The following is a 14,394-nucleotide window of genomic DNA, read 5'->3' as shown; positions in this document are numbered from 1 at the left end:
AAAAAGCAACAAGAAAAAGGTTCAAGCGCGGCGCAGGGCGTGATGTTCCATTCGGTTTTGCATTCGATAGAGATAGGCAAAACCCTGCTCCCAGCGCTGGTGACCGGACTTCACATTGATATGTCCGGCCCCTGCCAGAATCCCCGCTTCAGCGCCCCAATTTCGCGCCAGCTCCAAGGCCCGCGGTGCGCTGACCGCGCTGTCGTTATCGGAGCTGACAACCTGGCTCGGAAACGGCAGCAGGTCCGTCGGAATCGGTGCGAAATTACGCAGGGCTGGCGCGCAGGCCGGGCGTTCAACATCCGCTGGCGCGACCAGCAAGGCACCGCGTACCTGACGCAAAAAATTCAGCGGGGCGGTGGCAGCCCAATGAGCCACCGTGATGCAGCCCAGGCTATGAGCGATCAGGATCACCGGCGTGCTGTCAGCGGCAATCGCCTCGGCCAGCGCCGCGACCCAATCCTCACGCCGCGGCGCCAGCCAGTTGGCCTGCTCAACCCGCGCGCTGTTAGGCAGGCTGTTCTGCCAATGGCTTTGCCAATGATCTTCTGGCGATCCTTGCCAGCCCGGCACAATCAGGTAGCGAATTGATTCGTTGCGCATGGGGGAGCTCTCCTGCTGCGTGTCTGTTCCTGGCCGAGTATAGGGACGAGAGTTATATTCGTTAAGGAATAAGAAGCTATTTATTAAGACCTATAAAGAATATGAAGCCGACTACTGATCGTTCCCACGCAGAGCGTAGTAACGATCTTTACGCAAAAAAAAGGGCCGCACCCTGCCAAGGAGACGGCCCTGAAAAACGGTAGAAACCCTTTATTTCGCGGTAATCACCGACAGCTTGGTAATCCCAGCCCGCTCAATCGACGCCATGGCCCGCGCTACTTCGCCGTAATTCACGCCGTCGTCCGCCTGCAACTGCACACGCACTTGCGGATCCTTGGCCTTCGCCGCTTGCAGCTTGAACTCCAGCAGATTCGGCGCGATCTCGTCCTTGTTGATAAACAGCTTGCCGGCACCATCAATACTCACCACCAGCGGGTCTTTCTGTTCCACCGGCGCCACGGCTTCGGTCTTGGGCAGGTTGATCGGGATTGCGTTGGTCAGCAGCGGCGCGGTGACGATAAATACCACCAGCAGCACCAACATCACGTCGACCAACGGTGTCACGTTGATCTCGCTCAGCACCTCATCGCTGTCTTGCGTGGAGAAGGCCATATCAGGACGCCTCCTTTACTTTCTGCACGCTGCCCTGCACGGCCTTATGCGAGGCGGGATGAAGCAACAAGCGGAACGAGTTCTTCTGCGCCAAGCTGTAGAAGTCATGGGCGAAGTCATCCAAATCCGCCGCTGTCAGTTTCAGGCGCCGCAAAAAGTAGTTGTAAACCAGCACCGCCGGCACCGCGACCGCGATCCCGACACCGGTGGCGACCAATGCTGCGCCAATCGGCCCGGCCACCGTTTCCAGACTCGCCGAACCGGCCGCGCTGATACCTTTCAACGCCTCCATGATTCCCCACACCGTGCCAAACAAACCAATGAACGGCGACGTGCTGCCGATACTCGCGACTACCGCCAGGCCGGTTTCCAGCGAGCGCCGCTCGCGCACGATCTGCTGACGCAAGGCCCGCTCCAGCCGATCTTGATGATTGATCGCCTGGCTCAGATCACTCGCTGCCGGAGCCTCACTGACCTGAATCGCGGCATAACCCGCTTGGGCCACCCGCGCCGCCGCACCCGGTTGGGTTTCGCTCAACTCGGCCGCTGAATCAAGACTCGAAGCGGCCCAGAATTGCTGGTGAAACTTGCGATCCTGCGCCTTGAGACGACCGAACTGCACGCCCTTAAGCAGGGCCAAGCCCCACGTAGCAACGGAAAAAATCACCAACAGCCAGATCACCGCGCCTTCGATGGATTCAAGTGGAGATGCCAGTAACGTCATGATGTATTCCCTCGTGTAAACGTTTCGCGCGTAAAAGGTTTCGGTTTAATGAATTTTGAAATCGATGGGCACGCTGACCCAGCCGACCTGGGCCACATCACCCTGCTTGGCCGGCACAAAACTCCAACGTTTCACCGCGCTAAGCGCCGCGTCATCGAGCTGTTGGCGACCACTGCTTTTCTGAATTTGGATCTCTCCCGGTTTGCCGCTGGGCAACACCTGCACCCGCAACAACACCGTGCCTTCCCAACCGCGACGCTGGGCCAGTGACGGGTACTGCGGCGCAGGGTTTTTCAGGTAAGCGGCGTTGGCCGAAGCCGGGATTACAGGTGCCAGCGCCGGGGGGGCAGGAGGCGCCGGGGCGGCCACAGGCGCGGACGGCTGCGGCGGCGCAGGGGAGTGTTCGACGGCTTTGGGCGCCGGTTTCGGCAGCGGTTTAGCGACCGGTTTGGGTTTGGGTTTGGGTTTGGGAATCAGTTTTGGCGGCGCGGGCTTCACGGCCAACTCGTCCTCCACCGGCGGCGGTGGTTCAACCGCCGCCGGTGGAGCAGGTTGCGGTGGCGAGGGCTCAACCACAGACGGTGCCGGACGTGAGAACTCAATGCTCATCGGCGGAATCTGCGGCGGCACAATCGGCAGCGTGGTGGTCGGTTGCTGATTGACCCAATAAATCAGCGCGCCATGCACCAGCAACGCCAACACACCGAGCAGGATCACTTCGCGCCGGCTCAGAATGCCCTTTGGCGCACGCTGCAAGCGCAACTGACCCAACGGCACCCGAAGAGGCCGGCCAAGGTCGACCAACTCGCCACTCGGCGCCTGACGCCACAGCACCTCCTGTGCCACAGCGGCGGTTTGGACATTGCCCATTGGTTAACTCCCTGCGGTTTCTTGGCGAATAAACCGATGGCAGCGCATTAAATCCCCCGCGTAGCGCATCGACAGGCCAATCATTGGCGCAGAGGCTTATCTCTTAAAGTAATTTTTAAAGTTATTGATAGATCTTAATCGAATATAAAAAAGATCAGTTTCGCCCAAGCCCCGGCGTTCATGGCGTGTAGCCCGGCGACCAAAGCGCCATGCTTTCCACGCATTCAAAGTATTCCCGAAAGGCATCGATTGATGAGGAAAGTGAGTGGCACCACGGCCAACAACAGTGACGGTTTATGCCATGGGTTGAAGGTCGATCAATGCAACCCCGCCGCTTTGCAGGCATCGACGAAGTTCACGCCTTTTTTGTCCATCGCCGTTTTGACCAAGGCGTTGGCTTTTTGAAGCGCGGGGCTGGGTTTGGCCCACTGTTCGGGGGGCAGCGGTTGCGACCAGGCCTGTACCCGTTCGGGCAGGGTCGGACGGCCCTTGCGGTGGGCCCACTCGGCGATCAGGTAGGGCATTTTCCAGAACACAAACACGCGCCGGATGTACCAGAAGCGTAAGGGCCAAGGTGTTCGCTTGCCATAACCGTAACGGTGTCGCTGCTCCGCAGTCAGGTGCCCGCCGTCATCGTCCATTGACCCCATGAAGCGTGCGCCCTTACGTTCAATCTCAAAGGTATGCAAGCCTTCGTAGGGTTTGAGTTCATCCTCCGTGGGCGTCAGTCCCAAAATGACGAGCATCGGGCTCGGCGCATCCACTAATTCGCCCTCCTCCATGTAATTGCGGATCGAGGTCCACAGGCCCAAGGCATGCGCATCGCTGGGTTGCGCCATCAGTACAAACTGCACCGTGTCGTGCGCTTCGTCTTCCAGGCCCATGCCAAACGTGTAATCGCGCAGGGCGCCATAACTGCTCAGGCCCTGACTGTTCGCAACCCACGCCACCACACGTTCCCACGGCACAATCAACACACGGTGAGTGCGGTCGTCGATGTAACAGACCTCTCGGCGCTGACGATTAAACCGCAGGGGATAGCTTTTGGCTGAGGTGTAGACGCCGGATAGCATGCCGTAGACGAAGGCTCCAACGGGGAAAATGAATAGCAGCGAACCTGTAGCGAACGCTTGCACAGCATCCCCAACAATGTCGAAAAATTTTCGGTCAATCTCAGGCGGGCTAAAAGCAACAAGCCATAAGCAAATAAGAACAGGCATAAAAAAAGCCGTGAACAGAACCATCCAGATCTGGAACGCCAGTCTCTTCCCCAGCTCAACCATCCCGTAGTTATTACCCCCCAGCTCCAGATAGGTCTCATTCATCTGCGAAAAACTACGCCGAGAGGCTTGTGCCTGACCGGTGTAGACCGGTAACGGCGCCAAGAACAGGGTTTGATTTAATCCCTTGACCCGCAATTCCCCGGCACTCGGCCGCTGGCTGCGTATATCCATTGCAGGCTCTGGGGCGGGGGATTTTTTGCGGCGTTTGAACAGCGCCCTAAACATCGACCGTGGCCATTTCGTCGCGGGTGAAATACCAGAAAGGCGCGTTGCCGGTGCCGCTGGGCATGCTCGGCTCCGGGTCAAGTGGGAACCTGCCGTTGGCCGGCAGGCTTACCCCGCGCACGGTCTGGATGTACAGGTTGCGCAACACAAAACAGCTGCGGTGCGGCAAATCACGCTCGGCTTCCAGTTGGTAACCGATGTGGAGGGCCAGCGCAAAATCCGTCGTTTGCAGGAATTTAGCGAGCGGCAGATGAAGGGTCAGCGCCTCCTCTTCCTGGCTGACCACCATCGATATTGCCGCCCACGCCGCGCTGCTTTCCTGCCAGCGCGCAGGCGGCAACTGGCGGCTGTAGGGCCGGGGAATATGCCGATCGCGGGTTTGCTGATACGCCTGTAGATGCAGTTGTCGGCGGTCCATTTCCCGGGTACGGACCCCGGGCAGCACCAGCCTCAGGTAGGTGGATTTATCGTCGCGCACCAGTTCACAGGTCGGTTGTTGCACCGCCTTCGCCAACGCGCTCCAGTCTTCGGGCAGGCCGCGGTGCAGGTTTTTTTTGCCCCACGCACTGGCCTGGAACCATTGTTGCAAGTCGTCCACGTTGAAATAGTGATAGAAGCCTTCCCCCGTCAGTTGCAACGCGGTGCCGACCAAACCGACCAGGTTGGTTTTTACGCCGATACTCAGCAGTTTGGGGCTGGCTTCGGCCCAAGCCAGGGCCCGTAACTCGGCGGGATTTTTCAGGATGTGGCTAATGACCGATGTCGTGTGTTTGGCGCCCCAGGTATTGGTGCCCAACAAGATGGCGTCACCGCTGAGTTGCAGGCTCGTGGCCGCCAAGCTCTGGTAATTGCCTTGGGCCAGCGCTTTAGTCCATTGCTGGGAGTGTTTGCCTAAATCAATGGCGGCGGCCAGCGCGCCAAAGCCAAAGGCACCCACGCCGGCAATGCCGGCCCAACGGCCCAATCGACTCATGGTATTGAGCTTGCCGGCGGCACTGTCCATCTGCTCGATATGCGCTTGCAAGATTGTTACCGACAGGCCTTGCACTGCTGCAAAGCCGGCAGCGGACATGCCTATGAATGATTCAAAGAGCACATTCCAGTCGGACAGAGAGACCGTGGATTTTTTACCAAACGTACTCAACGCCTCTACAAACTTCTGCCCCTGATACACAAACAACAGCAGCGCAATCCCGTCCCCTCCGGACTTCAGGGCGCTGCTCAGGGGTTGGCCGAAGGTGCCTGTTGCGCGAAAATCACGCACGGTACGGTGCATTTCATCACGCAGTTTCGGCGCCATGCCATCGACCACCGTGCCGATTTGTCCGGGGTTGCCACTGCCGACGGTCAACGCACGGCTGAGGTTGTCTTCCAACGGTGCCAGCCTGGTCTTGAGTTGATTAATGCGCTCGTTGTAAACCTGCTCGCCGCCCGGCGCCACAAAGCCGGCGGTTAGCCTTGATAACTCGCGCTGGCGCAGTTTATAGGTGTCTTTGAGCTGGCGACGCAGGTCGAGGGCGGCATCGCGGGTCTGGTTGAACGCGTGTATTTCAGAAGCCGATGCTGCGCGTAGCGTTAAGCCACTGCGGGAAAACTCACGCAGCAATTGCAGGCGAGCGGGTGCCCCGATGTTACGTATGAAGCTGTTGGGGTCAATGGGCTGTTGTCGCTTGAATTCGTTGTGTGCTCGGTCTAACTGGTCCGCTGCGATTAACTGATGCGCGGGAATATAAGCGCTATCCAACAGACTTTGCAGCCCACTAAACCGCGTATTCAAATCCGCAAAGTTGGGCAGCCGTTCGTTCATCAGGCTTTTGAACTGGCTGGAGAGCGTGTTGACGTTGGCCAAGCTCTCCTCGGCCGTGCCCACTTTGATCGAGAAATTGCTCAAGTCCATCAGCTTTTTGCTCACATCGAGCTGATCCGCCAGGGTCAAGGTGTCCAGTCCGGGGACGACGGTGAGCAGGTTTTTCTCCAGGTAGACCGCCAGTTTTTCCGTCGCGGCGCGATCCCCGCACAGCGCGGCGACACACACGAACTCGGTTTCCAGGCGATGCTTGATCTGCCCATCGTGTTCGAAGTCGTAATACCAGGCCGCCCGGTGAAAGTAACCACCGGTGATCAAGTTCAAGCGATCTTCGCGAATAGCCTGAAGTCGTTGCTGCCAATGGCTCAGTAAGCGCTGTTGATGGCTGACAAACGCTTCCATGTCTGCCCGATTGACCAAGTCATCAATGCCACGCTGGCCGATTTTTTCGCCGTGCAGGGCGTCCTTCGACTGTTGCTCCAGTTGTTCGATGGTCTTACCGTGTTTTTGCCACTTCACCTCGCCCAGCGCGTCGTACATCCTGAACCAGGCCTGGACCCCTGGGTTAGGCGAGTTGCGCCAAAACGCTATATCGTCGTAGCGGCTCGGCCCGCCCGCCGCTTGCCTGACGTGCAGGTGCTCATAAATCGTGGCCTGCTGCTCGGGCGTGGTGTCATCCTTGAGGGCTTTAACCTGGGGATCAGAGGCGCCCAATGCCTCCAGACGACCCGGACTCACCTCGTACAGCGACTGAATATACGCGCCGGTGAGGTACTGCCGCTGAGCCGCATCGTCGTCACTCCAGTGCCCGATCCAGTCGGCGACTTTCAGTTGTGCGCTGGCCAGATCGCGCATCACGCCGATGTCATCGCGCAAGACTAAAAACAAATAATCGTTCTGGTGTGGCCCGAGCACTTGGCTGGTCAGTGCTTCAATCGCGGTTTCCTGAAACAGCGGCGTGTCTTCCCAGTGATAGGGCTGACGCTCTTGGGGGTGGGCGCCGTCGGGCAAGGCCTTGACCGGCATCGGCTGAGTAACGCCCCAAAGATCGGTTTTCGGGGTGTTTTCTGCCACTTCCGCCAGCCAGCGTTCAGCCTGCTGTTTACTCAGCAGATCGGCGCCGCCGTTCACCGGACAGGCACTCGCCAGCTCGATGCGCTGCATCAAGCGTTCGCGCTCGACGCTGTGCTTGAGCACTTGCGCGCATTTGTTGGCGGTCCACTGAATTTCCGAATAGCTGGCGTACACCGTGTGCTGGCGCATAAACACCAAGTGCGGATCACCCACCGCCGCGGTGCGCGTATCGCCGGTAACTTCCTGGCTGTTCCAGAGCAGTTGGGTGACGCGACCTTGCTCAATCGCGTACTCATGCAAAAAACCCGTCGCGGGGTCGATGAGGTACAGGTAGCCGTCGCGCAACAACCGGATGCCCAAGGGCTGGCTGCTCAGTGTCAGCGGCATGGACAGTTCGCACGAGGGGTCGAGGTGTTCGACCAGGCCATAGCGCAGCGGCAGCAACTGCACTTTTAAGCTCATCAACGGGCAGAGCCCCAAGGGTGAGCGAACATCTTGGGCACTCTTGGCCATCGCGGCAGTGTTGGCATCGATTTTAGGCGGTTGTCGGGCAGTCACCGGCGGCTTCCTTGTGGGTCTATTACACGGCGCTGAGCCAGTTCAGCTGCGCGTTGCACGCGTGGCAAAGGGGACTGCGCGGTGGAGGCCGTCAGCAACTCGACAATGTCCGCATGGTCTGCCAACGGTTGCCCGGCCAGAGAACCAAAGACATTGGCGTAAAGGGTGATTTCCTGCTCCGAGGTGAAGCCCTGCCGGTAAGCCTCCTGGGCCATCTGATGGGCATAACACAGACGCTCTTGCACGGAAGAAGACGCCATGAACGTGGGGAAATGCGTGTGCAGGTGCTCACTCAAGCCAAATACCCGATGACGAAACTCTACCTCCCCCAAGGCCGTGAGCTCCTGGTCCGTCAGGCGATAGGTCTGGGGGCTCTGTGGCGTCAGGTGAGCGGGGCGGGTGTGCTGGTGCCAACTGGCTTGCAGCGCATCGGGCAAACACACGTGTTCGACGGGGCCGAACCAGCATGCGTCCGGTGCCTGCGCAGCAAGGCCAAGCAATTGATGCATAACGGCCGGATCGGCAATGCGTGGCATTACCTCAATGCCGCTCGGGTGTTCGACGCTCAGCAGGCGCCGCCAATGCTTGCAGAGCGTTGTTGCCTCAGCGGCACTGAACAGCAGATAGCCCCATTCCAGGGCGGCGTGTTCCTGGTAGTACGCCAGCAGTGAGTCGTGCGCGCCGTTGAGCAAGATCAAATAAGGTGAAATGTCCGACAACGCCTGCCAGCGCGTGCCTTGGTAAAGGCAGTACGCCGGGTTATTCCAACGATGCAGACGCTGCGCCAGGTTTGACGCGCTGACACCGTCAAGCAGCAAGTAAGCCGGCATCGTCCAGGGCAAATCGTCCGGTAGCGGCGGCAAATCAAACATGGGCGGGTCCACCTTGTTGTCGGGCGGCTTCGCAGACCGCACAGATCGGTTTTTTGTCCATCAACGCCAAACGCTGTGGCAGGGGTAGAACAGGGACTTGCAGGGCGGCTAACGCAGCCTGTTCAGCCGACAACGCCGGCGCGGCGACGACGCCCACCACCGGCGCCCCGCCCTGAACAATGGCCACGCTGCTGAAAATCCCGCTGGCGTTGATCACGATGTGTTGGCCACCGGCCTCAAGCGTCAGGCTCACGTCGGCCTCAATCACCACATTGGCGGCCGTCATATGCGCTTGCGAACCCGCCTGAATCACCAGCGTTCCGGCCACCGTGGTGCTGGCGTTACTGCTGATGCTGATCCGTTCTTCACCGCCGATCACCGTATTGCGCGCGCCTTCGGTGGTGTGCAGTTCGTCGCCCTTGATCAGGCTGGCGCTGTGCTGGTCCACCTGTTCAAAACGGTCGTTGCCGATCAGGCTGTGGCTGTCGCGGGCGATTTGTTCACGGCGGTCGTTGCCGATGCGGCTGTCGCTGTCGTTGAGGATCAGTTGCTCGATATCGCGCTGGGCCCGCAGGTAGATTTTTTCCTGCCCGGCGCGGTCTTCCAGCGACAGTTCGTTGTAGCCGCCGGTGCGCGGCGAGCTGTGGCTGCGCAATACGGTTTTGGTTTTGTGTTCGGGCAAGGCATGGGCGACGCAGGTGACTTTGTTCGGCACGCAACCGGTGATCAGCGGCTGGTCGGGGTCGCCTTCGAGGTAGGTGACGACGACTTCCATGCCGATGCGCGGGATGGTCACCGCGCCGAACTGCTCGCCCGCCCAACTGGACGAGACCCGTAGCCAGCAACTGCTTTTATCGCTGTTGAGTTCGGCGCGGTCCCAAGGCAGTTCGACCTTTACCCGACCAAACTCATCGCAAAAAATCTCTTCGCCCTCCGGCCCGGTGACGCGTGCGGTCTGGCTGACCAGCTGCGCTTGGCGTGGGCACAGCGGCGGACGATAAAAAACGTCCCACGGAATGGCGCTGAACGTATTGCGGTAACCCTGAGTGAAACCCTCTTCGGGTTTGACGTCGCGGGTGATCACCTCTTCGAGTGCTTGTGGCTGTTTCCCAAAGTGCGTAACGCTTAGCAGCAGCCACAGATCGTTGGCGGTTTTACGCGGATGCTCCATCAGGTCAAAAAAGTGACCGCTGCGCAGGGTCGGCTGATCGCTGGTGCCTTGGGCCAACTGATAGTCGGTGCGGTGGCGCTCCAAGGCCTGACGGGCGAGTTGTCTGCCGCGTTTTTCAGTCTGCATCAGCAACGGGTAATCGTAGTCTTCCAGCACCGGGGTGAACTCGGCGCTGAAGCTGTTTTCCAGCAACAGCTGTGACCGTTTCAGGTCGTAGTCGCGGCGGGTCACGTAGCTGGTACGGGTGCTGAAACGCATGGAAAACTGGTTGACCACCGGGTGCTCCGCGACCATGCCCGAGTCTTGCTGGTAGGGGGTGGAGCCCAGTTTAGGGAAGAAGGTTTGATCGTCGGTGAACACCAACTGATGACCGTCCGATGAATGCTGGTGATGCCACGCGATGCCGTCTTCGGCGCACAAGCGCTGGACGAAATCCAGGTCACTTTCACCGTATTGAGTGCAGTACTCACGCTCGGGGCTGGTGCTGACATGGAAGCTGAACGCATCGCTCAGGATGCCGTGCCCCTTGAGCACTTGCGTGATGATCTGCGGCACCGTCAACCGCTGGAAAATCCGTGGGTTGTGGCTGAACTGCAAATAGTGCAGCGCCGGCACCAGCGTCAGGTGATAACGGGTCAGGCGCTTGCCGGCCTCACCGACCATGACGTCTTCGATGCGGCCGTGAAGGCCTTCGCCGTTGAAGCCAAATTGCAGAAACGCCGGCTGACTGAGCAGGCGTTCCAGATCGAAATCAGGGTGCTCGCTGACCAGCTCGACCTTGATCGCGTACAAGGCGCTGATGGCCTCTGTACCGTCAAACGCGAGCACCTTGAAATCGTGACTAACTGCGGGGATGTGCAGTGTGAAATGCGCCGTATTGGCTGACCCGAACATACGCTTATCCTTAAGCCCAGAGGATATGAAAGCGCGACGTCCAAACCGTCCATGGCCCGTGCTCGCGAAAGAGCCGAGTACGTTAGCAATGGGAGGAATTGATTGATGTAGGACTAATCCAGGAGTTCTGTATGAGCTTTCTGATTTTCAACATGTGCGTCAGTCACGTCACCGATCAGAAGTCGTAGCGACCGGTCACCCCCAGCGTTCTGGGTGTCCCCAGCAAGCCTTCGTACCCGCCGTTACCGCCGGTCCACAGGGTTGTGTAATAGGTTTTGTCGAAGGCGTTTTTCAGCCACAGCGAGACATCCCACTGCCTCTGATTAAAGTCGCCACGCAGGCCGGTGGATAAGTTGACCACCGCGTAACTCGGGATCTGCCCGTAGTCAGAGTCTTCCACCGTGCCCACCGCTTTGGAGCGGAAGGCGTAGCTGGCGGTGACGTACTCTTCGAAACCGTTGTTCAGGTTCCATTTGTATTCGCCGTTGGCGTTGCCGATCCATTTCGAGGCGCCAACCACTTGATGACCGCTGAGGTCGCACGACGCCGGAGCGCCCGGTGCCTGGCTGACTTCCGGTGGGCACGGTGCATCTTTGTAAGAGAGGTAGCTGACGTCGTTGAACGAGCCGTTGAGGTTCAGGGTCAGGCCGCGCAGAGGGATCAGGGTGCTTTCGACCTCCACACCACGCGAGCGCACGGAACCGGCATTGGTCAGGTATTGCACGCGGTTGACGTCATCGTAAGCGTTGGTCTGGTAAGCATTGACCTGAGTCCAGAAGACGTTGGCGTTGAGTTGCAGGCGCTTGTCCCAGAGGGTGCTTTTGAAGCCGAGTTCGGCGTTGTTGGCGCGCTCGGTGCCGATCAGCAGTGAATCAGCGCCTGCCGTCGGTGCCGAACCCACAGCCAGGTTGACCCCGCCGGATTTCTCGCCATGGGACAGGGTCGCGTAACCCAGCAAGTTGTCGGTAAAGCGGTAGCTGAGGTTCAGCAGGCCCGAGGGGCTTGAGCTGTACTGATTCAAATCGCCGGAATCGTAAGCGCCAGTACGGCCGCCCCTGGCCGCGGCTGCCGCGCCGCTTACCCCTGCGCCACCCACGGGCGCATTCCGTGTGACCCAGGCGTTTTTCTCTTCATAAGTACCCCGCAGTCCGGCGGTGAAATCGAGGCGTTCGCTGAGGTGCCACGTGCCTTGGGCGAAGAGCGCAAAACTATTGGTTTCAATGTGCCCATTGCCGACGCTGTTGACGTTGGCCAACGCCCCCCGTGGCGTGCCGTTCCAGAGGTCGGCTTGCGGGCCGTAATAGGAAAAGGATGTGTTGTCCAGGTTCGAGCCGAAGTAGTAAGCGCCGAGCACGTAGTCGAAGAACTCACCTTTGGGCGAAGCCAGGCGAAACTCCTGGGAGTATTGCTTATCCTCAACCGACACCCCGGCGTTATAAGCCACGGGTACGTTCAAACCGTCGTCGTTACGCGGGGTGAAATTCCACCAGCGGTAGGCGCTGACAGAGGTCAGGGTAAAGTCATTGGGCAAGGTCCAGTTGGCCTCCACCGACGTACCGCCCTGATGCACCGTGACGTGCTGATCGCTATCAAGGTTGACCTCGCGATGAGGTCCGTTGGCCAGCGTCGCACCGACAACGGCGGCGCGGGACTGGTAGAGATTCACGCCATTGATGGTCGGCCCGGTGCTGTACAGCACGCGAGTGCCGGCGCTGGAGTCCTCTTCGTTGTAGTCGCCGATCCAGCGCAGGTTGAACGACTCGTTGGGTTTGTACAGCAACTGCCCACGAAAACCGTCGCGCGAGCCGCCGTTCAGTTCATGGCCGTTGTATTCGTTCTTGATGTCGCCGTCGCTTCGGGTGCGGTAGGCCGAAAAGCGTCCGGCCAGTTGCTCATTCAATGGCCCGGAGACAGTGCCCTTGGTCTGGAAATACCCGTCCTCGCCCACCGAACTTTCGATGCTGCGTTCAGCGGTGAAGCTCGGTGCCCGGGTGTTGATGTTGATCACACCGGCGGTGGTGTTTTTGCCGAACAAAGTCCCTTGCGGACCGCGCAGCACTTCGAGTTGCTCGATGTCCATCAAGTCGAACACGGCCATGCCCGGCCGGCCGAGGTAGACGTTGTCGATGTAGAGCCCGACGCTGCCTTCGAGGCCGTCGCTGGCCGGGTTATTCCCCAGGCCGCGAATCGACACGCTGGATTGGCGCGCATGCATGTAGGCGACGTTGACGCTGGGCACCCGTTGCTGCAAATCCTGAATGCGATAAACCCGCTGACTTTCCAAAGACTGGCCGCTGATCACGCTCATCGGCGTTGGTACGTCCTGCGCGCTTTCCTCGCGACGGCGCGTGGTGACTGTGACGGTTTCCAGCTGCGCGCCCTCGGCCGTGGTTTTGCCCGTGGTGGCCGGTTCCGGGGTGGCAACCTCGGCCGCATAACCCTGAGTCCAACTGGCACTCCCCGCTAGCAACAGGGCCAGGGGCAGGCGTTTGAGCCGTCGAGGGGGTAGCGGTGACGCAAGATGTAACAGGCTCATTCAGCGACTCCTGATCAAAAAACACACAGTGATTTTGGTATTGCATATTCTTTAAGGTTATTTATTTATGTTTTTATAAAGTTTTACTGCATAAGAGATTGCCTTTATAAGGAGTCCACCTGATGCATATCCAATGCATTTCCCCGATATTTTTTATGTGAAAAATGCATATCGATTTACGCCAGCTACGCCACTTCATCGCCCTCGCTGACCAGCGCAGCTTCGTCGCGGGAGCGCTGGCGGTGAACCTTTCGCAATCGGCGTTCAGCCGCAGCATTCAGGCGCTGGAACACAGCGTCGGCTGTCAGTTGGTTGATCGCGGGCGTAAGGACCTGGCGCCAACCAAGCAGGGACAGGTGCTGCTCGAACACGCACGGCGGCTGGTCAGCGGCGCGCAGCAGATGGCCAACGAGATCAGCCAGTTCAACGGCCTGGAGGCCGGTGAGCTGCATTTCGGTTGCGGACCAGCGCCGGCGGCGGGATTAATCCCACGGGCAATCGGCCATTTCATCGGGCGCTATCCCAAGGCTCGGGTGCAGTTTCAGGTAGACGACTGGCAGAGCCTGAGCAAGCGATTGCTGAGTGAGGAGTTCGAATTTTTCGTCGCCGACACCCGCTCTTTCGAGGCGGATCCGCAGTACCTGACTCAACGCTTACGGCCCCGCAAATGGCATTTCTGCTGCCGCATCGGACATCCGCTGGCGGGGCGTGAACGTGTCAGCGCCGCCGAATTGATGAGCTACCCGATGGCCGTTAGCATCCGCCCGCCGAACCTGCGCAAAGTTCTCGTCGATTTGAGCGGGCGACCGGATTTCAAACCGAATGTGGAGTGTGAAAACAGCTACAGCTTGCTGAGTGTGGTGATGCACTCCGACGCCATCGGCATCGTCGGCGCCTATTCCGATGCGCTGCACACGGCCAAGGGTGAGCTGGTGTGTTTGAAGATCGAAGGGTTGGCCGATGACCTCGAAGCGCTGCACACCCGTTACGGCATTGTCAGCCTTGCGGGGTATCGGTTGTCGCCGTTGGCCGAGGCGATGATTGCGCAGATCAAGGCGATTGATGCCCAGGATGAGGACGTGTGCTCGCTCGATAAGCTGGCGGTCTGACCTGCCGCTATCGGTGACACCGATGCAGGCGCTGCATACAACCCAGTCCCCAAATG

The 14,394-nt window shown here is 59.2% G+C and carries 10 protein-coding genes; 1 reads left to right on the top strand and 9 read right to left on the bottom strand.

Annotated elements, in window-relative coordinates; translation table 11 throughout:
* Positions 1-21: 21 nt before the first annotated feature.
* The 9 genes from RHM68_RS00460 to RHM68_RS00420 form a co-directional block, all read right to left on the bottom strand.
* The gene (locus RHM68_RS00460; protein WP_322220003.1) at positions 22-603 is read right to left on the bottom strand and encodes an alpha/beta hydrolase; all 582 of its coding nucleotides are present in this window, start codon (positions 601-603) and stop codon (positions 22-24) included.
* 210 nt (positions 604-813) lie between these two features.
* A complete protein-coding gene (locus RHM68_RS00455; RefSeq protein WP_322220002.1) occupies positions 814-1,215 on the bottom strand; it encodes a biopolymer transporter ExbD in 402 nt (133 codons plus the stop codon).
* A gap of 1 nt (position 1,216) precedes the next feature.
* Positions 1,217-1,939 (bottom strand): MotA/TolQ/ExbB proton channel family protein, encoded by a 723-nt coding sequence (locus RHM68_RS00450; RefSeq protein WP_322220001.1) that lies wholly within the window; start codon positions 1,937-1,939, stop codon positions 1,217-1,219.
* A 45-nt stretch (positions 1,940-1,984) separates the two neighbouring features.
* The gene (locus tag RHM68_RS00445; protein WP_322220000.1) at positions 1,985-2,809 is read right to left on the bottom strand and encodes an energy transducer TonB; all 825 of its coding nucleotides are present in this window, start codon (positions 2,807-2,809) and stop codon (positions 1,985-1,987) included.
* Positions 2,810-3,126: 317 nt separating this feature from the next.
* The gene (locus RHM68_RS00440) at positions 3,127-4,263 is read right to left on the bottom strand and encodes a hypothetical protein (protein WP_322219999.1); all 1,137 of its coding nucleotides are present in this window, start codon (positions 4,261-4,263) and stop codon (positions 3,127-3,129) included.
* Positions 4,264-4,309: 46 nt separating this feature from the next.
* Positions 4,310-7,756: a toxin VasX gene (locus RHM68_RS00435; RefSeq protein WP_322219998.1), complete on the bottom strand. Its 3,447-nt coding sequence runs from the start codon at positions 7,754-7,756 to the stop codon at positions 4,310-4,312.
* On the bottom strand, positions 7,753-8,628 hold the full coding sequence (locus tag RHM68_RS00430; RefSeq protein WP_322219997.1) for a DUF4123 domain-containing protein: 876 nt from the start codon (positions 8,626-8,628) through the stop codon (positions 7,753-7,755). The genes RHM68_RS00435 and RHM68_RS00430 overlap by 4 nt, the downstream gene beginning before the upstream one ends.
* Positions 8,621-10,693, bottom strand: a complete 2,073-nt coding sequence (locus tag RHM68_RS00425) for a type VI secretion system tip protein VgrG (protein ID WP_322219996.1) — start codon at positions 10,691-10,693, stop codon at positions 8,621-8,623. The genes RHM68_RS00430 and RHM68_RS00425 overlap by 8 nt, the downstream gene beginning before the upstream one ends.
* Before the next feature lie 175 nt (positions 10,694-10,868).
* A complete protein-coding gene (locus RHM68_RS00420; protein ID WP_322219995.1) occupies positions 10,869-13,229 on the bottom strand; it encodes a TonB-dependent receptor in 2,361 nt (786 codons plus the stop codon).
* Positions 13,230-13,393: 164 nt separating this feature from the next.
* Between RHM68_RS00420 and RHM68_RS00415 the strand changes: the two genes are divergently transcribed.
* Positions 13,394-14,338 carry a LysR family transcriptional regulator gene (locus RHM68_RS00415; protein ID WP_322219994.1) on the top strand — a complete coding sequence of 315 codons (945 nt, stop codon included), beginning with the start codon at positions 13,394-13,396 and terminating at the stop codon, positions 14,336-14,338.
* Positions 14,339-14,394: the final 56 nt, after the last annotated feature.

Origin of the sequence: Pseudomonas sp. DC1.2, assembly GCF_034351645.1 — a bacterium.
In the GTDB taxonomy this organism is placed as follows: domain Bacteria; phylum Pseudomonadota; class Gammaproteobacteria; order Pseudomonadales; family Pseudomonadaceae; genus Aquipseudomonas.
Note: the sequence above shows the minus strand (reverse complement) of the source record. Positions and strands in the feature narration are given on the sequence as shown.

Excerpts from the sequence above, each read along its gene's own strand:
- RHM68_RS00425 (WP_322219996.1), bottom strand. The coding sequence starts at position 10,693 with ATGTTCGGGTCAGCCAATACGGCGCATTTCACACTGCACATCCCCGCA.
- RHM68_RS00440 (WP_322219999.1), bottom strand. The coding sequence starts at position 4,263 with ATGGATATACGCAGCCAGCGGCCGAGTGCCGGGGAATTGCGGGTCAAG.
- RHM68_RS00430 (WP_322219997.1), bottom strand. The coding sequence starts at position 8,628 with ATGTTTGATTTGCCGCCGCTACCGGACGATTTGCCCTGGACGATGCCG.
- RHM68_RS00450 (WP_322220001.1), bottom strand. The coding sequence starts at position 1,939 with ATGACGTTACTGGCATCTCCACTTGAATCCATCGAAGGCGCGGTGATC.
- RHM68_RS00455 (WP_322220002.1), bottom strand. The coding sequence starts at position 1,215 with ATGGCCTTCTCCACGCAAGACAGCGATGAGGTGCTGAGCGAGATCAAC.
- RHM68_RS00460 (WP_322220003.1), bottom strand. The coding sequence starts at position 603 with ATGCGCAACGAATCAATTCGCTACCTGATTGTGCCGGGCTGGCAAGGA.
- RHM68_RS00420 (WP_322219995.1), bottom strand. The coding sequence starts at position 13,229 with ATGAGCCTGTTACATCTTGCGTCACCGCTACCCCCTCGACGGCTCAAA.
- RHM68_RS00445 (WP_322220000.1), bottom strand. The coding sequence starts at position 2,809 with ATGGGCAATGTCCAAACCGCCGCTGTGGCACAGGAGGTGCTGTGGCGT.
- RHM68_RS00415 (WP_322219994.1), top strand. The coding sequence starts at position 13,394 with ATGCATATCGATTTACGCCAGCTACGCCACTTCATCGCCCTCGCTGAC.